A 23,086-nucleotide genomic window follows, 5' to 3' on the forward strand; every position below is an offset into this window, starting at 1 on the left:
GCTTCGATTAACATCAGGGTGGGCTACGATGGAACTAATCAATTGCGGCAGATGCGGCAGGCTGCAGGTGCAGAAGCCGGACACGCTCTGCAAGGAATGCCAGCAAGTCTATATCGCGGAGTCTCATCTCGTCAAAGATTATGTGAAGAACAACCCTGGCGTAACGCTCATGGATGTCGTAAAGCATACGGGGCTCCCCCTAAGATGGATTAAGGAGATGCTGAAATAAACTCCGGAGATTGACCGGCCCTAGGGCGTGTACGCATACACGCCCTAGCAGAGACATTCGGGCCCGTCCGATTGCGCCGCCGAAGTTCCGTCTTTCGGGGAGGCGGGCGCGTTATCGGGCATCGGGTCATTCCGTTCGAAGGCGATTAAAGCCTGCGTGGCGTGGCTAAGCACCGCACCGGCCCGCGTGGAAGCGGCGACGAGCACGGCTTCGACGATCTCTTCGCGCGTGCCGCCCAAGCTTCGGTATTTTTTGACGTGGTTGTCGATACAGTACGGACATCCGGTCACATGGGCAACGGCGACGGCGATCAACTCCTTCGTTTTTAACGGTACGGCATCCGAAACGCGGTAGACGTCGTGCTCGAATTTCAGGAACGAACCCGCGGCCTGCGGGGCAAGCCCGATCAGCTCCGGAATGCGTTCGAGATTAGAAGGTTTGTAATAAGCGTCCATGAATAATCCTCCCTTGGCTTAACGATCTCGCACTGATCGTAACGCAAGGGAAGCGCGGATTACCGTGACTAAGTCACGCCCGCGACTCGGCGATCCGCTGCAGTCTTGCGGGATCGAGCAGGACAATCTGTCCTCGGCCCAGATGGATCGCTCCTTGGCTTTGGAACGCTTTTAGCGTTCGAGAGACGACTTCCCGGGCGGTGCCGAGCTCGGCCGCGATGCGATCGTGCGTCAGGCGCAAAGGGGTATCGGCATGTTGGACGAGCGATTGCGCGAGCAGAAAATCGGCCAGCCGAACCGGGATCGGGTGGAACGCGATTCTGCCCAGCAACGAGGCGACGTCGGTAATCCGGCCGACAAGCTGCTTGTAGACGAACTGCCGAACCGGCTTCCATTCGTCGATCCAGGAGACGAACTCCTTGGCCGGCACGGCGACGACTTCTGTCGGCACTTCGATCGACGCGGAAGCTTCGTATTCCGTCTCCCCCACCACGCTGGCCATCATCAGAGGGCAGCATTCGCCGCCGAACACGCGGTAAAGCGTAACCTCCCGTCCCGTAGAAGGGCACAGCTTATAGATGCGAACCCCGCCGCTGACGATAAACAGGGCATGCTCCAACAGTCTGCCTTCCCGAACGGAGTGCGGCGTTGCAGGCGTGATCGAGACGAGCTCCGAACGCTGCCATTTGTCGTCGGGAACGGAAGAGAAGCAGGGGAACGACAGGCGGATGCGGGATAATTGAGCGTTAGGGATCATACGGATACAGGCTCCTTAAGGTTTATGCTATAAAAAATTCCACTCTGCCGAGCCGAATCCTTTTATTCGGATGATAGTCTATTGCATGAGGGGCTTGTATTCGGATATAATTAGACCAACTGGTCGGTCTAGGGGGTTGAGTATGGTCAAGGGAAGGTCCGACGGAGAAGAGACGAAGAAAAGAATTATCGACAAGGCGAAGCATCTGTTTATCCGCAAAGGCTACGGAGCGGTGTCGATGAACGAAGTGTGCGAGGCGGCCGAGGTCAGCAAAGGCAGCTTGTATCATCACTTCAAGAGCAAGGACGAATTGTTCCTGCAAGTCATCGAGGAGGATTCTGAGCACTGGAGTCTCGAGTGGGAGAAGATCCGGGCGGGGGCGAGCACGGTGGAGGAACAACTCTACGCGCTGGCTGAGCATTATGCCAACGATTTTCAGAACCCGCTGCTCGCGGCCCAGGAAGAATACTCCCGAAGCAGGCTCATTACGGACGACGTCTTGGATAGGCTGCTGCGCCTTGCCGAGACCAACTCGCAGGCGTGCCGCAGCGTGCTGAGCGAAGGAATGGAGAAGGGCGAGCTGGCGCAAGGAGATGTTGATCGTCTGGTCGTTCTTGTCAGCAGCATGCTGGAAGGGCTGGGCAAGCTCTACTATATGCCCGATCCGGGCAAGGATCACGGCAAAATCAGTCAGTATTACCGGGATGCAATACGGCTGTTGCTGGAAGGCATTCGTGCCAAGCAGGCTTAGATATTCGTCGGCTTGGCGTTTTTTTCACTCATTAATTAGACCGGGTGGTCGGTCTATGTAGAGGAGAGAGGCCCATGTTGTTCAGAAATCGAACGTTCCGGATTGTATTCGTCTCCGATCTGCTGCAGCAGCTTGCGATCTGGATACGGAACATGGCATTGCTGTATTTCGTTCTGGAGCGGACCAATGGAGATAAATTCGCCGTATCCTTGCTGTCTATCGTCGAATACGCGCCTATATTCGTCTTTTCCATCGTAGGCGGGCTGTTCGCGGACAGGTGGAATCCGAAGCGGACAATGATCGCGGGAGATTTGCTCAGCGCGGCTTCCATCCTCGGCATTATGGTTCTGATCGCCGCGGACGCGTGGCAATCCTTGTATGCCGCCGTATTTTTGTCCGCCGTCCTCAGCCAATTCTCGCAGCCGTCCTCCGCCAAAGTTTTCAAGGCCCATATCCCTGAGGATCAGGTTCCAACGGCGATCGGGTTGTCGCAGAGCATGGGCTCGCTGTTTCTCATCCTGGGGCCGGTCGCGGGAACGGCGATCTATCAGTGGGCGGGACTGAACGCGTCCTTGCTCGCCTTGCCGATTCTGTTCCTGATCTCGGCGGCGGTACTGTCGTTTCTGCCGAAAGGCGCCGGCGCCGGACAACCGTCTACGTCCACGCTTCGCGAGGACATGCGGGAGGGAATCCGCTTCGTGCGGTCGGAAAGCGGCCTGAAGAAGCTGTTGGCGGCGTTCGCGTTGATCGGGCTGGGAGCCGGACTGGTGCAGCCGCTTGAGATCTTCATCGTGACGGAGCGGCTCGGGCTGTCGCCGGACAATGTGCAATGGTTTGCGGCTGCGGACGGTCTGGGCTTGCTGATCGGCGCACTGGTGGCGGCGTCGTTCACGGCGCTTCTGAACTTCCGCTATCTGTTTCCGGCGGCGGTCGTGTTTCTCGGTGTGACCTATGTCGTCGAAGCATTGTCCGTCTGGCCCGTGTTGACGGGAGGATTCCGGTTCGCGAACGGCATTCTGCTCGCGATTCTCAATACGGCGGTAGGGACTTACGTGATCGCAAAAATCCCGAGCGAGATGGTCGGAAGGGTAAGCGGCATCGTTACTCCGCTCTCGATGGGGGCGCTGCTGATCGGTACGTCGCTGTCCGGTCCTCTGAGTCATAACGCGGGGATTCTCCCCGCTTACTTCGCCGCGGCCGCTCTGTGCGTTCTCTCCGCTATGCCTGCTCTGAGGGTGAGATTCGCGCGGCAGCCGTCCGACGCCAAAGAGGTGAAGGAAGCCATATCTCACGGTTAGAAGAAAAGAGTTGAATCACCAAGTAATCCGATGTAATGTGTAAACTTAAGAGGTTGAAATGTTGAGCATATGAATGTATAACGACGTGAAGGAGCGGAATGAGAGATGACGACGACGGGAACCAAGCTGTCGCAGTGGGACGCGCTGCTGCTGGAAACTTTGAGATCGCTCGGCTGGACGAACGAGGAGCTGCTGGGCAAAGTCAAGGCCGGGGAGCTGCCGGAAGCCAAGTACGGAGCGCTCGCCGAGCTGGCGAACAACGAACCGGAGACGTACGAGACGGCGGTTACGCAGGGCTATCAGATCAAGTACAATACGGTGCGCGGCATTCGCAGCTGGATTGCCGTCCGTTTCGGACGCGAGCCGGAGCTTCGGCTGGAAGAAGGACAGGAAGCGGTGCGCGCGGCATTGTCTGCGGAGGAAAAGGAGCTGCTGGCGTCCGTTCTGTCGTACGGATGGGCGATTCGGGAGGACGGGGAAGGCGTGTGCCTGATCGAGCCGATACAGCGCTAATACGGAGATAAGCGCGGATTCGAACCTTTTTCTCCCATCGGGCCAATATAGGGCGAGACCCACTTAGGAGGCGCCTTATGCAGGATCACGAATATCAACCATGGCTCGAACGGATGATCCAGGGAGACTCGGATGCTTTCCGGCGCATCTACGAGCTGACCAAGGACGACGTCTATCGCTTGCTCGTCTTTCTGTTGAACGACAGGGAGGATGCCGGCGATGTCTTGAGCGAGGTGTATCTCAACCTGTACCGATCGCTGCCCAGCTACCGGCCGGAACAGCCGTTTCGCAAATGGCTGAACGGAATCGCGGTACGTCAGGCAAGCAGTTGGAAGCGCAAGCTGTGGCGCAGAATGAGGCTGTTCGAGCGAGTGAGCGCGACGTCGACCGACGGCCCGCAGGGACGCCTGCCGGCCGAAGAACGGGCCATTGCCAGGGAGGAAAGCCGGGAACTGCTGGCTCTGGTCGACAGACTGCCTTACAAGCTGAAGGAAGTCGTCGTGCTCCGGCACTATCGCGAATACTCGCTTGAGGAGGTCGCGGAGACGCTGGACATCCCGGTCGGCACGGTCAAGTCGAGGCATCATTCGGCGATCGGCAAGCTGCGCCAGTGGATCGGACAAGACACGTTCCTTGAGGAGGCTGCGTTTCATGCGGATTGAGGAAAACATGAAGGTCGCTTATCGGGAAGCGGCAGCGAAGCTCGTCGTCCCGACGTTGGCGGATCGGAAAGCGAAGGCCGCGATCGATCGGATGCTCGAAGCGAGAACGAGAAGAAGCTCCATACTGCGCCGAAGATCGACGCAGTGGGCGATTGCCGGATCGCTCGCCTTGCTGATCATGGGATTCACCACGCAATACTTCGTTAAGATCGGCGATGATCGCTTCAGTCTGGAAATGACCGTGAACGATCAAATCCGGTTCGACGAGCATACCGCAAGCGTCGTGCGCAACCAGTTGCAAACAATAAGGAGTCAGTTAGCGGTCGGAGAGAAGGCGCTCGTCTATTCCCCGGAGATTGAATCGTTGTTGCCGGACTACCGGAGCAAAGGGCTGTTTTACGCGGAATACGTAAGCAATCCCTATCTGTTCAAGGACTACGGGGAATGGAAGGAACGGTTGGCCGGGCTCGTGCCGGAGCTTGCGCTTCCGGATGCGGAGAAGAACGGGCTTGTCTTCGTTGACGGCAAGGATGAGGCGGCGTATGGAGGAAGCGTCTTCGAGATGGAGACGGCCAAGCGGCTTCAAGCGGAGGTGACGGAGCAGGGCAAAGCTCTGGCCTGGGAAAAGATCGAACGGGAGGAAGAGCGGCTGCCCGCCTACACGACCTCCTACCGGGATGCCGGAGGTCATGAACTCATCTTCTCCGTTCAGCTGTTCGGGGAGAAAATAAAGCTTGTCGGCCTGACTCAGGCGCAGCAGGAGAAAATCCGATTGAGCGACGGACGCGAAGCGCTGTATTCGGTGAATGACAAGTTCTTGTACGCCGATTCGAATCGGTATGCGAGTCTGAGCTGGATTGACACGCAGGAGGAGGCTTCCGTTCTTTACACGGTCGGCAGCTTCTCGGACGCGGCAACGAAGGAACAGCTCATTGCCGTCGCGGAGTCGGCGATTTCGCAGCAAGCAATAGTGAAGCCGGCCGCTTAGGGCCGGGCAAGAGGCTGTCCGATAAGCAAAGAGGCTTGAGATGATGGATAGAAAAAAGGTATGTACCTTTATCATCGATTATCTTTCAAAGCAACTTGATGGGCTTATGGGACAGCCCCTTTTTCATGCGGGGGTAGGCTAGCGGAATTCGCCTGCATTCATAACGTTACGCCGTAGCGCTAATTGACCGATTCGGACTCAGGGAGCGGCCAATAGAGCGACGGCATAACGCTATCTCTTCCGTACGCCCACCCTATCGCCTCTGCTCAACACAATAGAGTTACGCCATAACGTTAACCTCACTTCACCCGTCGGTCCGCCAATTCAATAACGTTATCCCATCGTCCTACGCGATTCCATGTCACTCGATCCCGAGCATTTGCTCATTAACTCCGGGAGAGGAGCTTCATTTAATCAACGAATGAGGAAGGGGCCGTCTCATAAGTCAGGCAACTTGCGTTGCGTTCGAACGACTTATGGGACAGCCTCTTACGATTTTCTCACGCTCAGATTATCCTTCACGGAACGCCATTCCGACAGATGCTTCTCCAAATCCGCGATCAGCGTGTCCACGTCCCGAGCGAACTGCTGCAGCTCTACGCCCTCCAGATCGGGCAGGTCGGACGGGGACAGATGGCTCGGAGCAGGCAGGGTGGCGAGCAGCAGGTTCAGCATGTCCTCGACGTAGCTGCCGGACGTTGGTTCCTCTTCTTCCGGTTCGGGCTCCGGCGCCGCTTCCGTCAGGCCGGCCAGTCCGGATATGGCGAGCTGGACCGCTTCCGGGGTCGCTTTGGTTCTCGGCTTCGGCGGTTCTGCGCTCGGGACAGGGCTTGCGCCTTCGTCCGGCGCCCCCGCCGCGACAATCTCGCCCCCTTGAACGCCGCTCTCCGCCGCCGTACTTTCCGGCGCGATGTAAGGCTCCTCCTTGGGCAGCGCGTTTTTGGCCCTCTCCTTGCGGTTATGCTCGTAGGTCGACCACGTTTCGAGCAGTTGATACCCTGTTTTGAACAGCAGCTTCCCCTTCGTCGCGTCGGAAATTTCCTTGTCCTTGAACAGGCGCGCGATTCGCTTCACGTCGGTGACGGCCATCTCGTCCTCGGCCATGATGAGCGCCAGAGAGTCACGGTACTCCATCGGCAAATCCTTGAGCGGCATCAGTTGGTCTTCCGTCAGCCTGCCCTTCTTGATTTCGGTGCCTGCGGAGATCAGCTGGCGGACGGAGGGGCTGAATTTCAGCAGATCCAGCTTGTTCTTGATATAGTTTTCCGGCTTGCCCAGCTTGCTGGACAAATATTTGATCGAGCTGCTGAATTTCGGATCGTTCAGCAGCTTGTTGAAGGCTTCGGCTTCCTCGATCGGAGAGAACCCTTGGCGGGTCAGATTCTCGGCGATCTGCTCCAGATAGATTTCCATCTCGTCCGTCGCTTCGGACACGATGCACGGAATCGTCGGCAGATTCAGCGCCGTGCAGGCTTTGTAACGGCGGTTGCCGTAAATGATTTTGTAGCGGCCGCCCTCGGTCTTGCGGACCTTGATCGGGGACAGCAGCCCCAGCTCCCCGATGCTGTTCATCAGCTCCTGGAGCGCTTCGTCGTCGAACTGGTAGCGCGGCTGCTCTTTATCTTCATCTATCAAATGCGCAGGGATCGGAATAATGTCCATGCTTGGTCTCCTGTCTATGATCTCTTATTAGGACGAGCCAGTGGGAACATCTGTATTATAGCTCAGCGGCGCGGCGATGGGAATAAAGCTTGAAGTTTCAAAACGGCTCGTACTATGATAGGAAGAATGCGGAAAGCAGTGGGCTTCCCCCTTCGTTGGTTCAACTTATCCTATATGGAAACACAAGGAGCCTTTCATTTTGAACAAATATCAAGACAGACTCGCGGCCGGAGCGAGGGACAACGGAAAAGCCGGACTGATCTGGTACGTCCTTCTGCTCGGATCGTTATCGGCCTTCGGGCCGTTATCGCTTGATTTGTACTTGCCGGCGCTGCCGAAGCTGGCGGAAAATTTGAATACGAGCTCGTCGTACGCGCAGCTCAGCCTGACCGCTTGCATGATCGGATTATCGGTCGGCCAGCTGTTCGCCGGCGCGATCAGCGATTTCCGCGGCCGCAGGGGACCGCTGTTGATCGGAGTGGCGGTTTATGCCGTCGCGTCGATTCTGTGCGCCTTCAGTCCGTCGATCGGCGTGCTGGTCGCCCTGCGGTTCGTGCAAGGATTGGCCGGCTCGGCGGGCATCGTTATTTCCCGGGCGATCGTCAGGGATATGTATTCCGGTTCCGAGCTGACGAAATTTTACGCGATGCTGATGCTGGTGAACGGAGCCGCCCCGATTCTGTCCCCGGTTATCGGCGGACAGCTGCTGAAGTTCACGTCGTGGGAAGGGCTGTTCGTCGTGCTGGCCGGATGGGGCGTGATTACGCTGCTCGCCGTCATCTTCGGCCTGCGGGAGACGCTGCCCGCGGAGAGAAGGATGACGGGAGGGCTGAAGACGACGTTCTCGACGTTCCGCAGCTTGCTCGGAGACCGTCTGTTTATGGGCTACGCGCTGTCGCAGGCGCTCGTAACGGCGGCCATGTTCGCGTACATCTCGGGATCGCCGTTCGTGCTGCAGAACATCTACGGCGTATCTCCACAGCTGTTCAGCCTGTTTTTCGCCATTAACGGCGCAGGGATTATTATTGCCGGTCAAGTGACGGGGAGGCTGGCCGGGAGGATCGGGGAGAAGAAGCTGTATCTGACCGGTCTTCTGATCGCCTTAAGCGGAGGCTTGGCGCTGCTGGCGGTCATTCTCGCGGGAGGCGGCCTGACGGCGGTGCTCGTGCCGCTCTTCTTCGTCGTCTCCAGCGTCGGCATCGTGGGAGCGACCGGCTTTACGCTGGCGCTGAGCAAGCACGGGCATGCGGCGGGGAGCGCTTCGGCGCTGCTCGGGCTGCTGGCGTTCCTGTTCGGGGCGGCGCTGGCGCCGCTGGTCGGCATCGCGGGGAGCGCGAACGCGCTGCCCATGGGCATCTTGATCGCTGCGGCGAATATCGGCGCAGTGGCCTGCTACATTTTCATGGTACGTAAAGTTGAGCAAAAGGCCCAAAAGTTGTAAGGTAAGAATAGTGAAGCGAGCGACGAATCGCGAACGGAAAGAAGGAACGGCGGATGACGGTACAATCTCCTTACGATATCGAACAGCTGATGAAGATCGGCAAAATCGTGGCGTTAACAATAGAGGAAATGAAAAACCGCACAAGACCGGGAATGACGACGAGGGAGCTCGATCTGATCGGCAGAGACGTGCTGGCCGCGCACGGGGCGTCGTCCGCTCCGATGAAGGACGTTCGATTTCCGGGCTATACGTGCATCAGCGTGAACGAAGAGGTGGCGCACGGCATTCCGGGAGAACGGATCATTCAGGCGGGCGATCTGGTGAACATTGACGTGTCCGCGGAGCTGGGAGGCTATTACGCCGATGCGGGGCGGTCGTTCCAGGTGGCTCCCGTGGCGACCGAGGTGGATCGTCTGTGCCGGCATGCGTACGACACGATGATGAAGGTGATCTCCGGCTTGAAGGCCGGAGTGAAGCTGAACCAGATCGGCAAAACGATGCAGGAGGAAGCGAAGCGGGGCGGCTACCGGATTATCGAAAATCTGTGCAGCCACGGCGTGGGCAAAGGCCTGCATGAGGAGCCCTTCGAGATATTGCCTTATTTCGAGCCGCGCGACCGGAGAGTGCTGAAAGCCGGGCAAGTCATTACGATCGAGCCGTTCGTCTCGACGGGAGCGACCTATGTCGACCAGCAGTCGGACGGATGGACGCTTAAAGTACCCGACAGCAGCCGCGTCGCGCAGTTCGAGCATACGATTATCATTACGAACGGCAATCCGATCATTACGACCGTGTGTTAGGGCGTGTATGCATACACGCCCTAGCAGCGACTGCCGGAACGGGAGAGTAACGATAGATGACGAAGACGAAGCATTATGTCGTGTGGGTCGGCCGCCAGCCCGGGGTATACGCCAGCTGGGCGGAATGCCAGAAGCAGATCAATCAGTTCGACGAGGCGAAATATAAATCGTACGAATCCAGGGCCGCCGCGGAGCAAGCGTATCGCGAAGGCTGGAAGAAGCATTGGGGCAACGGAAAATCTTCCGGGGCGAAAAAGGCTCCGGCCGCCGCGCCCGGCAAGATCGATTACGACAGCATCTCCGTGGACGTGGGGACGCAGGGCAATCCGGGACCGGTCGAGTACAAGGGCGTCGATACGCGGACGGGCGAAGTGATTTTCTCGGTCGGACCGGTCAAGAAAGGGACGAACAACCTGGGCGAGTTTCTCGCCATCGTTCACGCGCTGGCCCATCTGAAGAAAATGGGCAGCTCCAAAACGGTGTACAGCGATTCCGTCAACGCGCTCAAATGGGTGAAGCAGAAGGAAGTGTCGTCCACGCTCGTCCGCGACGAATCGACGCGGGAAATCTGGGATCTGACCGACAGGGCTGTCCGCTGGCTGAAAACGAACGACTACCCCAACAAAGTGCTGAAGTGGCAGACGAAGGAATGGGGAGAGATTAAGGCCGACTACGGACGGAAATAGGATAGAAAATCACGAATAGCAGATATGGATAGCGCCCTTCACTGGGGCGCTATTTGCGTTGAATGCGCCGACAACAAACGGTTCGCCGGGAGTCGGAAGGAGAAGCGAACGGTTTTTACAAACCCAATCATCGCGCTTAATCTCTCGGAAATAGACCGGCCCTATAGTGAATGTGGGCAGAACACAACAAGAATATAGAGACACCCCACAAAACACCACATAGGAGGAAAAGGGAATCATGAGAAGCGGACTGAGAAGCAAATTGTCTGGCGGACTTGTTCTTGTGTTGCTCGCCGGGTTGATGGCGGCTTGCGGAGGTGCGAACGATAAAGGGAACGACAACGCTGCCGGAGCTCCGGAATTGTCGCTGAGCGAGATCGAGGCCAAGGCGAAGGAGGAAGGCGCCATCGTCAGCGTCGGCATGCCGGATTCGTGGGCGAACTGGAAGGACACGTGGGCGGACATGCAGTCGAAGTACGGACTGTCCCACACCGACACCGATATGTCCAGCGCCGAAGAGATCGCCAAGTTCGAGGCGGAGAAGGACAAGCCTACGGCCGACATCGGCGACGTGGGCATCGCGTTCGGCCCGGTAGCCATCGAGAAGGGCGTCACCCAGCCCTACAAAACCTCCTACTGGGACGAGATTCCCGATTGGGCGAAGGACGAGGACGGTCACTGGCTGCTCGGCTACCAGGGCACGATTGCATTCCTGACGAACAAGAAGCTGGTCGCCAACCCGCCGAAGAGCTGGGAAGATTTGAAGAACGGCAATTATAAAATCGTAACGGGCGACGTCACGAAGGCGGCGCAGGCGCAGATGGCGCTGCTCGCCGCTTCCATCGCGTTCGGCGGGGACGAGTCGAACATCGAGCCGGGGCTGGCCTTCTTCGAGGACCTGGCCAGAAACGGGCGCCTCTCCAACGTGGATGCGACTCTGGCCAACATCGAGAAGGGCGAAGTCGAAGTGACGCTGCTGTGGGACTTCAATGCGCTGAACTATCGCGATCAGCTCGGCAAGGATCAATACGATGTCGCCATTCCGAAGGAAGGCAGCGTCGTGAGCGGCTACGCGACAATCATCAACAAGTACGCTCCGCATCCGAACGCGGCCAAGCTGACGAGGGAATATATTTTGAGCGATGCGGGGCAGATCAATCTGGCCAAGGGCTACGCCCGTCCGATTCGCGACAGCGTTAAGCTGCCGGACGACGTCGCGGCGAAGCTGCTGCCGAAGGAAGAGTATACAAGCGCGAAGCCGGTCGGCGACTACAAGGTGTGGGAGCAGACGTCCAAGGACATTCCGCTGCAATGGCAGGATCGCGTTCTTGTCCACATGAACTAGCTGGACCCGTTTTGACGGCGGATGCCTGCCCTGCGCGGGCGCCCGCCGTATTCCGTCTCGGGAGAGTGGAAGGCATGAAGCAAAGAAACCGCTGGATGCTGCTCGGTCTCGTTCCTTTCGTCGTCATGGTGCTGGCATTCCAGCTGGCGCCGATCGCGTCCATGCTCGCGGGAAGCGTGCGAGGACCCGGAGGATCGGGGATTACGTTCGGGCATTACGTGAAAATATTCGAAAGCGCGTATTACTTGAAGGCGATCAAGAACAGCCTGCTGATCTCGTTCTATTCCAGCTTGATCGGCATTGTCGTCGGACTGGCGTGCGCGTACTCGATTACGCGGTTCACGCCGAAGATCAGGGACAGGCTGCTGATGCTGTCCAACATGACCTCGAATTTCGCAGGCGTACCGCTCGCCTTCGCTTATATTATTTTGCTCGGCAACAACGGCATCTTTACGCTGCTGTTCAAGGAATGGGGCTGGGATGTATTCGCCGGCTTTAATCTGTACAGCTGGACGGGGCTCGTGCTCGTCTACGTGTATTTCCAGGTGCCGCTGGCCCTGCTGCTGCTCTACCCTTCCTTCTACGGCATCCGCGACCAGTGGAAGGAAGCGGCGATGCTGCTCGGCGCCAGGCCGTGGCAGTTCTGGCGCACCGTCGGCCTGCCGATGCTGACGCCGGCGATCTTCGGCACGCTCGGCATTCTGTTCGCCAACGCGATGGGCGCCTATGCGACGGCGTACGCGCTGGTCGGCGGCAATTACAACCTGCTGGCGATCCGCATCGGCTCGCTCGTGACGGGGGACGTCGCCAACCAGCCGGAACTGGGCAGCGCGCTCGCCGTTCTGCTGGCCGTATCGACGATCGCGGCCGTCATTCTGAACCACTGGATGTCCAAGCGCTCCCAGCGGTTTACCGCCGCGCACGCCTCATCCGGCCGAGCGTCCGGACAACGCCGGGCTAGCCGCGCGAAGCCGTGGCGCGCCGTCAAGAAGGAGGCCGGAGCATGATCAAGTCGAGAGCGGGCTGGTCCCACCGGGCCTTGATGCTGCTGCTCATGGTCTACTTGCTGCTGCCGCTGGCGGCGACGCTCCTGTACGGCTTCGCCAAGCAGTGGCAGACGACGGTGATGCCCGAGAGCTGGACGCTCGAATGGTTCGGCGAGATGTTCCGGGATTTGCGGTTTCTGGAGGCGCTGTGGACGTCTCTCTATCTGTGCGCGATCAGCGTCGCGCTCAGCCTTGCGGTAATGCTGCCCGCAGTGTTCGTCATCACCGTCTACCTGCCGAAGTGGGAGACGTTCATGAAGGGCATCGTCGTCCTGCCGTACGCCGTCCCGGGAGTCGTCGCCGCGGTCGGACTGATCCGCGCGTATTCGGGCGGACCGATCGATATCGCCGGCACGGCTTACATTTTGATCGGCGCCTACTTCATCGTCGTTCTTCCTTATATGTACCAGGGTATCCGCAACAGCCTGATCACCGTATCCGCCGTCGAGCTGCTTCATTCCGCGGAGCTGCTCGGAGCGTCCCGCAAGCGGGCGTTCGTTACCGTCATCCTGCCGAACATCTGGCCCGGCGTCATCATTTCCACGCTGCTGAGCTTCTCGGTCCTGTTCGGGGAATTCGTGCTGACGAACATGCTGGTCGGCGGACATATTCAGACGATTCAAGTGTATCTGTACCGGCGCGTCGGGGAGAGCGGACATCTGGCGAGCGCGATCGCCATTACGTATTTCCTGTTTATTCTCGCGCTGTCGACCGTCTTGATGAAGCTGGGCAAAAAAATGAACGGGGTGGCGGAAAAATGAGCGCGTCTTACTTGGAGCTGAGAGGAATTCGCAAAATGTTCGGAGATTCGACGGTGTTGAACGATGTCGACCTGTCGATTAACGAAGGGGAACTCGTGACGCTGCTGGGGCCGTCGGGCTGCGGCAAAAGCACGCTGCTGCGCTGCATCGCCGGCTTGACCGAGCCGGACGGCGGCAGCATCATGCTGGGACCGACCAACATCGGCGAGCTTCCGCCGCGCAGGCGCGAGGTCGGTATGGTCTTTCAATCGTACGCGCTGTTTCCGAATCTGACCGTCTACGAGAACATCGAGTACGGGCTGAAAATGCGGGGAGCGGACAAGAAGGAGCGGCAGAGCCGGTGCGAGGAGCTGCTAGCGCTCGTCGATCTGGAGAACAAGAAGGATGCCTATCCGCAGCAGCTCTCGGGTGGACAGCAGCAGCGGGTCGCGCTGGCGAGATCGCTCGCCGTGCAGCCGAAGGTGCTGCTGCTGGACGAGCCGCTAAGCGCGCTGGATGCGAAAATCCGCAAAAGCCTGAGAACGGAAATCCGCGACATCCAGAGGCGGCTGAAGATGACGACGATCTTCGTCACCCACGACCAGGAGGAAGCGCTGACGGTGTCCGACCGCATCTGCATCATGAACAACGGGAACATCGTCCAGGACGGCTCTCCCGAAGAGCTGTATGCGAAGCCGCGCACCGAGTTCGTGGCGCGCTTCATGGGCAGCTACAACGTGCTTTCCCGCGAGGAGGCCGGCCGGCTGTTCGGCGTCGCGGTCGGCTCCGCGGCCAGCTACGCGCTCCGGCCGGAATCGGTCAGGCTGCTTCCCGCATCGGCCGGCGAAGCGCGCCGCGACCGGCGCGTCGCCGACGGCACGATCGAGTCGATCAGCGTGCTCGGCAACATCGTTCGCTATTCCGTCGTGTCCTCCGGCGTCAAGCTCACCGTCGACGCGCTTAACGACGGACAGTCCCATCGCGGAGAAGAAGGCGCGGCGGTTGCTCTGGAGCTCGATTCCTCCCAACTGCTGGCCTTGGAGAAGGAAGGGGCGTAGCCGGCATGTCGGTATCGTCGGAACAGCGGAAACGAATCATCATGGAGCGGCTTCGGCTGGACGGCCAGGTCAAGGTGCCCGATCTGGCGCTGCGCTGCGCGGTGTCGGAGGAAACCGTGCGCAGGGACTTGATGCTGCTGGAGCGGGAAGGCCAGGCGCGGCGGGTGTACGGCGGAGCGGTGCTGACGAAGCCGGCGGGCTTCGAGCCTCCGTACTTGCATCGGCAGAAGGTCAAGGCCGAGGAGAAGGCCCGAATCGGGACGAGGGCGGCCGAGCTGATCGCGTCGGGAGACACGATCGTCATCGACGTCGGGACGACGACGCTGGAGATGGCCAAGGCGATCAAGGACAAGGAGCGGCTTACCGTGCTGACAAATTCCATCGCTGTGGCGTATCACCTGATGGAGTCGTTGAACGAAGGGCGCTTCTCCGGCAAGATCATCGTAATCGGCGGGCAGTTGAATCCCGAGCAGCAATCGCTGACGGGAGCTTCGGGAGAGCGGGAGCTGGCGCAATTCCGCGTGGATAAGGCGTTCATCTCCATCGGCGGCATCTCGATGGAGCGCGGCATCAGCGATTACGATCTGGACGAGACGATGCGGTCGCGGCGAATGGTCGAGTCGGCAGCCCAGACGATCGTGCTGACGGACGACTCGAAGTTCGGCAAGGAGGCTTTCGTCGAGATTGCGCCCATTCGCGACGTCGACGCGATCGTCTGCAACGGGGCTCCTCCGAAGGAATGGCTGCCGACCCTTAAGCAGCATCGCATTCAATGGATCGAGGCGAAGGGATAGGCGGGAAGAGACAGCGGTACGGCAAAATCCCCCGGCCGGGCGGAGCAGACGATCAGGTCTGGCCGCTCGATTCGGGGGATTCGCGTTCTGCCGGGCTCTCTCCTGCCCGAAGGATCAACTCTTCGGATTCACCTTATAAACGACGAGAATGGCGCTTCGTTGTTCGCTGACGTTGTTCAAATTCGGTTTGCTGATCGAGCTGTAGCAGATGTTGATCACTTGCTCGTCCTCAAGCTCGGCGAGAAATTCGTTGACTCTCTTCTCGGCCAGGGAGCTGTCGCTATCCAGGAATTCTTTGACTCTGATCACGGGAAATCCCCTTTCCGGCGCTTCGCCCGACATCAAGACACGCATTCCGCCGACTTGCCCCGGAATGCCTGTACAGCTCCACCGTATCATTGACGCAATCGGGTGTCAAATCACGTCCGCCGCGCGTCTTAACGGCGATCCTGCCCGATGCGCGGGAACGTGTTCCGTTCCCAGAATACGCCGTTCGAATAGCCTTGGATCGAGGCGTCCCGCTCGGCCATCCGCAACCTTTTCTCTGCCAGGCAGCAGTATGTCTCGTCGATCTCGACGGAGACGTACCGCCGGTTCAGCTTCTTGGCGACGACGGCTGTCGTGCCCGCCCCGCCGAACGGGTCGAATACGACATCGTGCTCGTCGGAGCTGGCGAGAATGATTTTGGCCAGCAGCTTCTCCGGCTTCTGCGTCGGATGGTCCGTATTCTCGGGCATCGACCAGAAGGGAACCGTCAGATCGGTCCATAGGTTGGACGGATGCGTCAGGCGATACTTGCCGTCCGAGGCTTCGTTCCAATCCTTCGGCGCGCCCTGGGCCGTCCGGTACGGGGCGATCACTTTGCGCTTGAGCTTGACGCGGTCGACGTAAAACTTGTAATCCGCCGATTTCGTGCAATGCCAAATATCTTCCGAGGCGTTCTTCCAGTTGGAGAGCGCGCCGCGGCCTTTTTCCCGTTCCCACGTAATTCGATTAATGACGTTTAAGTAGTTCGAGGCGACTTCGAAGATCGAATGGCTCGAACGCCAATCGCCGCACACGTATACGGTCGCGTCGGGCTTCAGAATGCGCATGAGCTTGGCGAACCAGCCGTCCAGCCATTCGGCGTATTCCCGATGGTTCATGCGGTTGAAGGTTTTGCCGTTGAAATTTTTCGTCAGGTTGTACGGAGGGTCGATGAACAGCAAATCGACGAAAGCGTCCGGCAAGTAATCGATCGCTTCGAACAGATTCTGGCAGATCGTTCGATCCAGCAGCTGTTCCGCCTTCGTCGGCGCGTCTAGCGAAATGAGCCTGGAACGGTATTCCGTTCTCTCGGCCTCGCTGAGCGTGATCGTTTTATTGCGCTTCGCCCGTTCTCTTTCGCCGTCGGACAAGGAGCAGCACCGCCTAATCGGATGGTAATCTTTGTTCCCCTATCATATAAGATACGGAAGCGGGTTATCAACAGGGCCCGTTTATTTTTCGGGAAGGAATGAACCATTTCGACAGGAATTGCGTCTATAAAATAGGGAAGGCTTCTTAATAGAGAGGAAGATTAAGATGAATACATCGAACGGAACAAAAAGAACGAAAGCGATGCTGGCATTGGCCGTCGCCGCGGCGATCGCGGTTGCTCCCCTGCTCCCGTCCGGAGATGCGGCAAGCGCGGCGGCAAGCCGGTACAAGATCATCGAGCAGGCGATCGACGCGAACGGCACGTCGGTCACTCTGCCGGCGATCAATACGGGCAGCACGACGTACGTCGCTCTGCGCGGCTTGAACAACGAGCTCGGCTTGAATACGCGTTGGGACAAGGCAAGCAATACGGTGACCGTGACCGGCCGGGACCGGGAACTCGTGCTCAATCTGGGCGACGGCGGCGCGACGCTGAACGGCCAGAGCATTTACGGCCTGCCGTCCATCGTGCAGAGCAACACGACGTACGTGCCGTTCCGCTTCCTGCTTGAGCGCATGGGCTACGGCGTCTCGTACGATCCCGCGACGAAGGCGATCGGAATCGAGATGATTCAGGAGAACGCGCTGAAAATCGAGACGGAGGCGATCAAGGAAGACGGGAAGCGCAAGTCGATCGCCGTGCATTATCCGCGGATAACGGGCTACGTCAACGAGGAAGTGCAGAAGAAAATCAACGAGACATTGAAGAAGGACGCCGAGCTGAACGTCGATCTTGCGCGTCAGTCGCTTGACGGCGCTCTCGGAGAGGGGAGCGAGTCCTACGAGGTTTCCTTCGAAGGGACGTATACGGTCACGTACAACGAGCAGGACAAGCTGAGCCTGTACGTGGACTATCACATCTATACGGGCGGAGCTCACGGCACGACCGCGCGCGTGACGTACACGTTCGATCTGAAGACGGGCAAACAGCTGACCTTGACGGACGTCACTGGAGGCAATACGAAGTACGTCTCGATTATTAACGGCCACATTCAGAACCAGATCAAGGCGCGCGGCATCGGCCTGCTGAATCCGTTCAGAACGATCGAGCCGGACCGCGACTTCTTTCTGAAGCACAACGGCGTAGTCGTCTACTTCACCCAGTACGAATATACGCCTTACGCGGCGGGCATGCCGGAGTTCGAAGTTCCGTTTTCCGCGTTCGAATAACCGGGAGTTAATCCTCCGATAACATTCGCGGGTATAATGAATGGGATAACGATTAAAGGGAGCAAGCGCATGTCCGGTTCACCGCTGGTTGATATCGCCTATGAGAAAATACGCCACAATCTGCTGAACGCGGATTACGCTCCCGGGGTGCTGCTGTCCGAGAGCGAGCTGGCGGCGCAATTGAATATGAGCCGGACGCCCGTGCGCGACGCCATTCGGCTGCTGGAGAAAGAAGGCTTCGTGCAGACGCTGTCCAAGCGCGGAATCCGCGTGAACGCGATCGAAGTTCAGGAGCTGTTCGACATTTTCGACCTGTTGAACGCCCTGTACCTGTATGCGCTGGACGTCGTCGAGCAGTATCACGACGAGATCGACCTGCTCAAGATGAGAACGTATTTGGACAGGCTGATTGAGGCGAGCGATCGTAAGCGTTACCGCGAATATTACGAGAACGGGCTGCTGTTCATGCGAACGCTGCTGGAGGCGACCCACAACCGGCACATTCTGCAAACGTTCGACGCTTACAAGGACAAAGTATTGTTTTTCGTCGTCGCTCATCGTTCTTACAAGAGGCCGAACCGGCCGTACACGGGAAGAGCGGTCTATTCGGAGATGTATCGATGCTTGACGGACGGGGACGTTCGCGGGGCGCGAACGACGCTTCGAAACTCCAAGTGGCATGTGCGGGATGAACTGCTAAGAGGCAGCGGAGATTATTAACGGGATTGTTAACGGGATGACAAAGAGCCATGCGCGCCATGAAGACGAACGGTCTTCGCGGCAGGCATGGCTCTTGTTTATCGTTCACGATTACTGAATGATCTCCGGCTCCGGAATGGCGGCGCCGCGAGTGTCCACGGTTACCTTCTTCATGACCTGAGGCGTCTTCGGGCGATCGCTGGCGCCTCTGGGCGTATTCACGATCTCCTGAGCGACTTCGATGCCTTCGATCACTTTGCCGAAGGACGCGTACGCTCCGTCCAGATGGGGAGAATCGGCAACCATGATGAAAAACTGGGAGCCGGCGCTGTTCGGATTTTGCGCGCGGGCCATCGAGAGAACGCCGGTCGTATGCTTCAAGTCGTTCTGGAAGCCGTTCTGCGTGAATTCTCCTTCGATCGAATATCCGGGACCGCCCATGCCCGTTCCGTCCGGGTCTCCGCCCTGAATCATGAAGCCGGGAATGACGCGGTGGAAGATCGTTCCGTCGTAGAAACCTTTGTTCACGAGAGAAATAAAGTTGTTCACCGTGTTCGGCGCGATTTTCGGATAGAGCTCGACTTTGATCGTTTTGCCGCTATCCATCTCGATCGTGACGATCGGATTGTCGCCGGATGTGTCTGGTCCGCCCAATGTGGAATCCTCCTTTTGTTTGCCTCCGCATCCCGTTGCGATCAACAGAAGCGCGAATAACGCAATTAGAGATACGGACAATCGTCGACTTGTGGATTTCAAATTCATGTCCTCCTTGTCCAACTATATCCATTCGTATCATATCATCTGCGCGGACAGGAATCCACTGTCCTCCGGCGGCGATAAGGGGTAGAATAGATAAAGAGGAAGCATATGTATAGGATGACATAGGATCGATCGGGACGACCGGATCCCGACGGTTCGTTGGAACGGCGCCAGCCGTTTACGCTTGGTCGGAGGACAAAACAACATGAAATCTATTTTTCGGGTGCTGGGCAAATACCGGGCAGCCGCGTTTATGGCGATTGCTCTGATGCTGGTCGAGCTTGCGGTCGAACTGGTCCAGCCGCTGCTGATCTCGAAAATCATCGACGACGGCATCGGTCCGCGCGACGCGCAAGTCGTCATCTGGTGGGGAGCGGTGCTGGTCGGAGGGACGCTGCTGGCGTTCGGCGCCGGAATCTTAAGCTCGTTCTACGCGGCGCACGTGAGCCAGAGCTTGGGCTACGACATCCGCGAGAAGCTGTACGGCAAAGTGCAAGCGTTCTCTTACGCGGTGTTTAACCGCTTCGCTCCTTCTTCGCTCATTACCCGGCTGACGAACGACGTGACGCAAGTGCAGGATACGGTATTCATGGGGCTCAGATTCATGCTTCGCGTTCCGCTCGTCGTCATCGGCAGCATGATCATGGCGCTGGTCGTGCATCGGGAGCTTGGGTTTCTGCTGCTGCTGACCGTGCCGATTCTCGTTCTGTTTATTTTATGGATGGTGAAAAAGGCCGCCGAGCTGTTCGGCAGAGTCCAGCAGCGCCTCGATGCCGTCAACGGCGTCATGCAGGAGAATTTGACGGGCATGCGGCTCATTCGCGTGTTCGTGCGAGGGGACAGGGAGGCCGAGCGCTTCGCCAAACATAGCGGCGAGCTGATGCAGAGCTCGACGTCGGCGCAGCGGCTGACCGAGATCACCCAGCCGTTCATCGTTCTGATCATGAACGCGGGCATCATCGCAGTGCTCTGGTTCGGGCACCTGGACATTCAAGCCGGGAGCGCCACGACCGGGGAAGTGGTCGCGATCGTGAACTATTCGCTGCGGACGGCGGGAGCGCTGTCGGCTCTGTCGATGCTGGTGTCCGCATTCTCGAGGGCGCGGGCTTCGGCCGGACGCATCGAAGAGACGCTGCTTACGGAGGACGGGGGAACGGACGATGCGGCAAGGAGCTTGTCTCCTCGCGGGAGAAAGCCCGGCCCCGGAGCCGGGAGCGTCGAATTCGATCGAGTGGCCTTCCGGTACCCGGATTCGGAGTCTTACGCTCTGGAGGATGTTACGTTCCGGGCCGAAGCCGGCCATACGATAGCGATTCTCGGCGCGACCGGAGCGGGCAAGTCTTCGCTGGTGCAGCTGATTCTCAGGCTGTACGAGGAGGATCGGGGCACGATTCGCATCGGAGGCAGGAACGCCCGCGAATGGGATGTGCGCCAGCTGCGCGATTCGATCGGTTACGTGCCGCAGGAGGTTGTGCTGTTCACCGGCTCCATTCGCGACAATATCGCTTGGGGCGCCCCGGCGGCGAGCGACGAGGAGATCGCGGAAGCGGCCAAGCGGGCGCAGATTCACGAGACGATCGCCGGACTGCCGCAAGGCTACGATACGATGCTCGGCCAACGCGGCGTCAATCTGTCCGGCGGCCAGAAGCAGCGCATCTCGATCGCCCGGGCGCTCGTGCGCAAGCCGTCAATCCTGATATTGGACGACAGCACGAGCGCGCTGGACGTGCGCACGGAAGCTGCATTGCTGGAGGCGCTGGCCGGCATGGCCTGCACGACGTTCCTGATCACGCAGAAGATCAGCTCCGCCGTGAACGCCGATCTGATCCTGCTGCTGGACGACGGCCGGCTGATCGCCCAGGGCAGTCACAGCCGACTGCTGTCCGGCAACTCTTTGTACCGCCGCATCTACGAATCGCAATACGGGGAGGAGGAGTCCCATGTGGAAAGCGCTAAGTGATCCTCTTCAGTATCCGAAGTCGCAGGCGTTGGCCGAGCGGACGGCGGCGCAGGACGCCAAGCATCCGAAGCGCAAGGCGAAAAACTGGCAGGCGACGTTAAAACGAATATGGGGCTACCTGGCTCGCCGCAAAGGGATGCTGAGCCTTGTGCTGTTCATGGTGCTGATCAGCTCAGGCTTGTCGCTGCTCGGCCCCTATATGATCGGCGTGGCCATCGACCGCTACTTGGAAGGAAGCGGCGGAACTCCGTGGCTGCTGTTCCTTGCGGCGCTTGCCGCGGTATATATCCTCGGCTCCGTCGCCGGGTGGCTTCAGAACGTGTGGATGATCGCGATCGCTCAGGAAACGGTGTATCGGATGCGGCTGGATCTGTTCAAGCATCTGCATCGGCTGCCGATTCCGTTCTTCGCCAAGCGGCAGCGCGGAGAGCTGATGAGCCGGATGACCAACGACATGGACAACGTCAGTTCGACGCTGAACAGCTCGGCGATCCAGATTTTTTCCAGCGCGCTCATTCTCGTCGGAACCGTCGTCGTGATGCTTATTCTGAGTCCTTTGCTTACGCTGCTTACCTTTCTCGTCGTGCCGTTGATGTCGGCAGGCATGAAATGGATCACGAACAGAACGGGTGTCCTGTTCAAAGAACGGCAGCGTAATCTGGGAGATCTGAACGGTTACATCGAAGAGACGCTGTCCGGTCAGCGCATCGTCAAAGCCTTTTCCCAGGAAGGGACGGTTATCGAGGAATTCGGGCGGCGGAACGACCGGATCAAGCAGTCCGGCTTCTGGGCGCAGACGATTTCCGGGTTCATTCCGAAGCTGATGAACGGCTTGAACAACTTGAGCTATGCCGTTATCGTCGGAGTGGGAGGATTGCTGGCGATCCGCGGAGCGATTACGATCGGCGTGATCGTCGTGTTCGTCGAGTACGCCCGGCAATTCACCCGTCCGCTTAACGATCTGGCCAACCAGTGGAATACGCTGCTCTCGGCGATCGCGGGAGCGGAGCGCGTATTCGAGGTTTTGGACGAGGAAGAGGAGGCGAAGGACGAGGGGGATGCCCGTCCGATTGAAGCGGTGCGCGGCGCGGTAGCGTTCGCCGACGTCTGTTTCTCTTACGATCCCGGGGAGCCGACGCTGAAGGGAATCAGCTTCGAGGCAAAGCCGGGAGAGACGATCGCGATCATCGGACCGACCGGCGCGGGCAAAACGTCGCTTATCCAACTGCTCTCTCGGTTCTACGAAGCCGATTCGGGAACGATAACGGTGGACGGCCGCGATATTCGATCGATTCGGCGGGAGAGCCTCCGGTCTCATATGGCCTTCGTGCTGCAGGATTCGTTTCTGTTCGAAGGAACGATCCGCGACAATATCCGCTACGGCAAGCCCGAAGCGACCGACGAGGAGGTGGAACGGGCTGCCAAGCTGGCGAACGCCCATTCCTTCATCGCGCGTCTGCCCGGCGGCTACGGGAAAGTGCTGCACGGCGACGGCGGCGGGATCAGCCAAGGCCAGAAGCAGCTGCTTGCGATCGCCAGGGCGATTCTGGCCGACCCCGCCATTCTCGTGCTGGACGAGGCGACGAGCAGCATCGACACGGTCACGGAGATTAAAATTCAGGAAGGCTTGCAGCGGTTGATGGAAGGCAGGACGAGCTTCGTCATCGCCCACCGGCTGAACACGATCCGCCGCGCGGATCAGATTCTCGTGCTGAAGGACGGCAGGCTGCTGGAGCGGGGCTCTCACGAAGAACTGCTGGCCCAGCCGGGACTGTACAGCGAAATGATTCGCGGGCACGTACAACTTGCGTAAGA

At 58.8% G+C, this 23,086-nt stretch carries 24 protein-coding genes; 18 read left to right on the forward strand and 6 right to left on the reverse strand.

The window, feature by feature from the left end; translation table 11 throughout:
• The first annotated feature begins 28 nt into the window (after positions 1–28).
• Positions 29–229, forward strand: a complete 201-nt coding sequence (locus tag B0G52_RS08425) for a hypothetical protein (RefSeq protein WP_094043084.1) — start codon at positions 29–31, stop codon at positions 227–229.
• A gap of 44 nt (positions 230–273) precedes the next feature.
• Here B0G52_RS08425 and B0G52_RS08430 read toward each other — a convergent pair whose 3' ends face one another.
• Together B0G52_RS08430 and B0G52_RS08435 are read right to left on the reverse strand one after the other, a co-directional pair.
• Positions 274–684 carry a carboxymuconolactone decarboxylase family protein gene (locus B0G52_RS08430; RefSeq protein ID WP_094043086.1) on the reverse strand — a complete coding sequence of 137 codons (411 nt, stop codon included), beginning with the start codon at positions 682–684 and terminating at the stop codon, positions 274–276.
• 73 nt (positions 685–757) lie between these two features.
• Positions 758–1,441 (reverse strand): Crp/Fnr family transcriptional regulator, encoded by a 684-nt coding sequence (locus B0G52_RS08435; RefSeq protein WP_094043088.1) that lies wholly within the window; start codon positions 1,439–1,441, stop codon positions 758–760.
• 142 nt (positions 1,442–1,583) lie between these two features.
• Between B0G52_RS08435 and B0G52_RS08440 the strand changes: the two genes are divergently transcribed.
• The 5 genes from B0G52_RS08440 to B0G52_RS08460 all read left to right on the forward strand — a co-directional run bounded on the left by B0G52_RS08440 (position 1,584) and on the right by B0G52_RS08460 (position 5,653).
• Positions 1,584–2,192, forward strand: a complete 609-nt coding sequence (locus B0G52_RS08440) for a TetR/AcrR family transcriptional regulator (RefSeq protein ID WP_158223633.1) — start codon at positions 1,584–1,586, stop codon at positions 2,190–2,192.
• A 74-nt stretch (positions 2,193–2,266) separates the two neighbouring features.
• Positions 2,267–3,490 (forward strand): MFS transporter, encoded by a 1,224-nt coding sequence (locus B0G52_RS08445; protein ID WP_094043092.1) that lies wholly within the window; start codon positions 2,267–2,269, stop codon positions 3,488–3,490.
• A gap of 105 nt (positions 3,491–3,595) precedes the next feature.
• Positions 3,596–4,003: a hypothetical protein gene (locus B0G52_RS08450; protein ID WP_094043094.1), complete on the forward strand. Its 408-nt coding sequence runs from the start codon at positions 3,596–3,598 to the stop codon at positions 4,001–4,003.
• Positions 4,004–4,080: 77 nt separating this feature from the next.
• Positions 4,081–4,665: a sigma-70 family RNA polymerase sigma factor gene (locus tag B0G52_RS08455; protein ID WP_094043096.1), complete on the forward strand. Its 585-nt coding sequence runs from the start codon at positions 4,081–4,083 to the stop codon at positions 4,663–4,665.
• Positions 4,655–5,653, forward strand: coding sequence for a hypothetical protein (locus B0G52_RS08460; RefSeq protein WP_094043098.1), 999 nt, complete (start codon positions 4,655–4,657; stop codon positions 5,651–5,653). Before B0G52_RS08455 ends, B0G52_RS08460 begins: the two co-directional genes overlap by 11 nt.
• 489 nt (positions 5,654–6,142) lie before the next feature.
• On the opposite strand, the gene B0G52_RS08465 is transcribed toward B0G52_RS08460, so the two are convergent.
• Entirely contained in the window at positions 6,143–7,315 is a 1,173-nt protein-coding gene (locus B0G52_RS08465; RefSeq protein WP_094043100.1) for a ParB/RepB/Spo0J family partition protein, read from the reverse strand.
• Positions 7,316–7,514: 199 nt separating this feature from the next.
• Between B0G52_RS08465 and B0G52_RS08470 the strand changes: the two genes are divergently transcribed.
• From B0G52_RS08470 to B0G52_RS08505, 8 genes are all read left to right on the forward strand, one after another.
• Positions 7,515–8,756: a multidrug effflux MFS transporter gene (locus tag B0G52_RS08470; protein ID WP_094043102.1), complete on the forward strand. Its 1,242-nt coding sequence runs from the start codon at positions 7,515–7,517 to the stop codon at positions 8,754–8,756.
• A gap of 53 nt (positions 8,757–8,809) precedes the next feature.
• Positions 8,810–9,556 carry a type I methionyl aminopeptidase gene (map, locus tag B0G52_RS08475; RefSeq protein WP_094043104.1) on the forward strand — a complete coding sequence of 249 codons (747 nt, stop codon included), beginning with the start codon at positions 8,810–8,812 and terminating at the stop codon, positions 9,554–9,556.
• Positions 9,557–9,612: 56 nt separating this feature from the next.
• On the forward strand, positions 9,613–10,242 hold the full coding sequence (gene rnhA / locus B0G52_RS08480; protein WP_094043106.1) for a ribonuclease H: 630 nt from the start codon (positions 9,613–9,615) through the stop codon (positions 10,240–10,242).
• A 238-nt stretch (positions 10,243–10,480) separates the two neighbouring features.
• Positions 10,481–11,587: an ABC transporter substrate-binding protein gene (locus tag B0G52_RS08485; protein ID WP_094043108.1), complete on the forward strand. Its 1,107-nt coding sequence runs from the start codon at positions 10,481–10,483 to the stop codon at positions 11,585–11,587.
• 74 nt (positions 11,588–11,661) lie between these two features.
• Complete coding sequence (locus B0G52_RS08490; protein ID WP_094043110.1) at positions 11,662–12,594, forward strand: ABC transporter permease; 933 nt, start codon at positions 11,662–11,664, stop codon at positions 12,592–12,594.
• Complete coding sequence (locus B0G52_RS08495) at positions 12,591–13,394, forward strand: ABC transporter permease (protein WP_094043112.1); 804 nt, start codon at positions 12,591–12,593, stop codon at positions 13,392–13,394. The genes B0G52_RS08490 and B0G52_RS08495 overlap by 4 nt, the downstream gene beginning before the upstream one ends.
• A complete protein-coding gene (locus B0G52_RS08500) occupies positions 13,391–14,431 on the forward strand; it encodes an ABC transporter ATP-binding protein (protein ID WP_094043114.1) in 1,041 nt (346 codons plus the stop codon). The genes B0G52_RS08495 and B0G52_RS08500 overlap by 4 nt, the downstream gene beginning before the upstream one ends.
• Before the next feature lie 5 nt (positions 14,432–14,436).
• A complete protein-coding gene (locus tag B0G52_RS08505; protein ID WP_094043116.1) occupies positions 14,437–15,225 on the forward strand; it encodes a DeoR/GlpR family DNA-binding transcription regulator in 789 nt (262 codons plus the stop codon).
• A 114-nt stretch (positions 15,226–15,339) separates the two neighbouring features.
• Here the strand turns inward: B0G52_RS08505 and B0G52_RS08510 are convergent, their stop codons facing one another.
• Positions 15,340–15,534: a sporulation protein Cse60 gene (locus B0G52_RS08510; protein ID WP_094043329.1), complete on the reverse strand. Its 195-nt coding sequence runs from the start codon at positions 15,532–15,534 to the stop codon at positions 15,340–15,342.
• Between the two features lie 128 nt (positions 15,535–15,662).
• Positions 15,663–16,622, reverse strand: a complete 960-nt coding sequence (locus B0G52_RS08515; protein ID WP_094043118.1) for a DNA-methyltransferase — start codon at positions 16,620–16,622, stop codon at positions 15,663–15,665.
• Positions 16,623–16,788: 166 nt separating this feature from the next.
• Here B0G52_RS08515 and B0G52_RS08520 point away from each other — a divergent pair, with 166 nt between their 5' ends.
• Together B0G52_RS08520 and B0G52_RS08525 are read left to right on the forward strand one after the other, a co-directional pair.
• A complete protein-coding gene (locus B0G52_RS08520; RefSeq protein WP_094043120.1) occupies positions 16,789–17,853 on the forward strand; it encodes a stalk domain-containing protein in 1,065 nt (354 codons plus the stop codon).
• A gap of 69 nt (positions 17,854–17,922) precedes the next feature.
• The gene (locus B0G52_RS08525) at positions 17,923–18,573 is read left to right on the forward strand and encodes a GntR family transcriptional regulator (RefSeq protein ID WP_158223634.1); all 651 of its coding nucleotides are present in this window, start codon (positions 17,923–17,925) and stop codon (positions 18,571–18,573) included.
• A gap of 90 nt (positions 18,574–18,663) precedes the next feature.
• On the opposite strand, the gene B0G52_RS08530 is transcribed toward B0G52_RS08525, so the two are convergent.
• Positions 18,664–19,314 (reverse strand): peptidylprolyl isomerase, encoded by a 651-nt coding sequence (locus B0G52_RS08530; RefSeq protein WP_094043124.1) that lies wholly within the window; start codon positions 19,312–19,314, stop codon positions 18,664–18,666.
• A gap of 202 nt (positions 19,315–19,516) precedes the next feature.
• On the opposite strand from B0G52_RS08530, the gene B0G52_RS08535 reads away from it, so the two are divergent.
• Together B0G52_RS08535 and B0G52_RS08540 are read left to right on the forward strand one after the other, a co-directional pair.
• Entirely contained in the window at positions 19,517–21,271 is a 1,755-nt protein-coding gene (locus B0G52_RS08535; RefSeq protein ID WP_094043126.1) for an ABC transporter ATP-binding protein, read from the forward strand.
• The gene (locus B0G52_RS08540) at positions 21,252–23,084 is read left to right on the forward strand and encodes an ABC transporter ATP-binding protein (protein WP_094043331.1); all 1,833 of its coding nucleotides are present in this window, start codon (positions 21,252–21,254) and stop codon (positions 23,082–23,084) included. The genes B0G52_RS08535 and B0G52_RS08540 overlap by 20 nt, the downstream gene beginning before the upstream one ends.
• The last annotated feature ends 2 nt before the right edge of the window (positions 23,085–23,086 follow it).

Source organism: Cohnella sp. SGD-V74 (assembly GCF_003001675.1).
GTDB lineage: Bacteria > Bacillota > Bacilli > Paenibacillales > Paenibacillaceae > Cohnella.

Bases quoted from the DNA above. Each gene is read 5' to 3' on its own strand.
- B0G52_RS08425 (WP_094043084.1), top strand. From the start codon at position 29: ATGGAACTAATCAATTGCGGCAGATGCGGCAGGCTGCAGGTGCAGAAG.
- B0G52_RS08430 (WP_094043086.1), bottom strand. From the start codon at position 684: ATGGACGCTTATTACAAACCTTCTAATCTCGAACGCATTCCGGAGCTG.
- B0G52_RS08435 (WP_094043088.1), bottom strand. From the start codon at position 1,441: ATGATCCCTAACGCTCAATTATCCCGCATCCGCCTGTCGTTCCCCTGC.
- B0G52_RS08440 (WP_158223633.1), top strand. From the start codon at position 1,584: ATGGTCAAGGGAAGGTCCGACGGAGAAGAGACGAAGAAAAGAATTATC.
- B0G52_RS08445 (WP_094043092.1), top strand. From the start codon at position 2,267: ATGTTGTTCAGAAATCGAACGTTCCGGATTGTATTCGTCTCCGATCTG.
- B0G52_RS08450 (WP_094043094.1), top strand. From the start codon at position 3,596: ATGACGACGACGGGAACCAAGCTGTCGCAGTGGGACGCGCTGCTGCTG.
- B0G52_RS08455 (WP_094043096.1), top strand. From the start codon at position 4,081: ATGCAGGATCACGAATATCAACCATGGCTCGAACGGATGATCCAGGGA.
- B0G52_RS08460 (WP_094043098.1), top strand. From the start codon at position 4,655: ATGCGGATTGAGGAAAACATGAAGGTCGCTTATCGGGAAGCGGCAGCG.
- B0G52_RS08465 (WP_094043100.1), bottom strand. From the start codon at position 7,315: ATGGACATTATTCCGATCCCTGCGCATTTGATAGATGAAGATAAAGAG.
- map (WP_094043104.1), top strand. From the start codon at position 8,810: ATGACGGTACAATCTCCTTACGATATCGAACAGCTGATGAAGATCGGC.
- rnhA (WP_094043106.1), top strand. From the start codon at position 9,613: ATGACGAAGACGAAGCATTATGTCGTGTGGGTCGGCCGCCAGCCCGGG.
- B0G52_RS08485 (WP_094043108.1), top strand. From the start codon at position 10,481: ATGAGAAGCGGACTGAGAAGCAAATTGTCTGGCGGACTTGTTCTTGTG.
- B0G52_RS08490 (WP_094043110.1), top strand. From the start codon at position 11,662: ATGAAGCAAAGAAACCGCTGGATGCTGCTCGGTCTCGTTCCTTTCGTC.
- B0G52_RS08495 (WP_094043112.1), top strand. From the start codon at position 12,591: ATGATCAAGTCGAGAGCGGGCTGGTCCCACCGGGCCTTGATGCTGCTG.
- B0G52_RS08500 (WP_094043114.1), top strand. From the start codon at position 13,391: ATGAGCGCGTCTTACTTGGAGCTGAGAGGAATTCGCAAAATGTTCGGA.
- B0G52_RS08505 (WP_094043116.1), top strand. From the start codon at position 14,437: ATGTCGGTATCGTCGGAACAGCGGAAACGAATCATCATGGAGCGGCTT.
- B0G52_RS08520 (WP_094043120.1), top strand. From the start codon at position 16,789: ATGAATACATCGAACGGAACAAAAAGAACGAAAGCGATGCTGGCATTG.
- B0G52_RS08525 (WP_158223634.1), top strand. From the start codon at position 17,923: ATGTCCGGTTCACCGCTGGTTGATATCGCCTATGAGAAAATACGCCAC.
- B0G52_RS08530 (WP_094043124.1), bottom strand. From the start codon at position 19,314: ATGAATTTGAAATCCACAAGTCGACGATTGTCCGTATCTCTAATTGCG.
- B0G52_RS08535 (WP_094043126.1), top strand. From the start codon at position 19,517: ATGAAATCTATTTTTCGGGTGCTGGGCAAATACCGGGCAGCCGCGTTT.
- B0G52_RS08540 (WP_094043331.1), top strand. From the start codon at position 21,252: ATGTGGAAAGCGCTAAGTGATCCTCTTCAGTATCCGAAGTCGCAGGCG.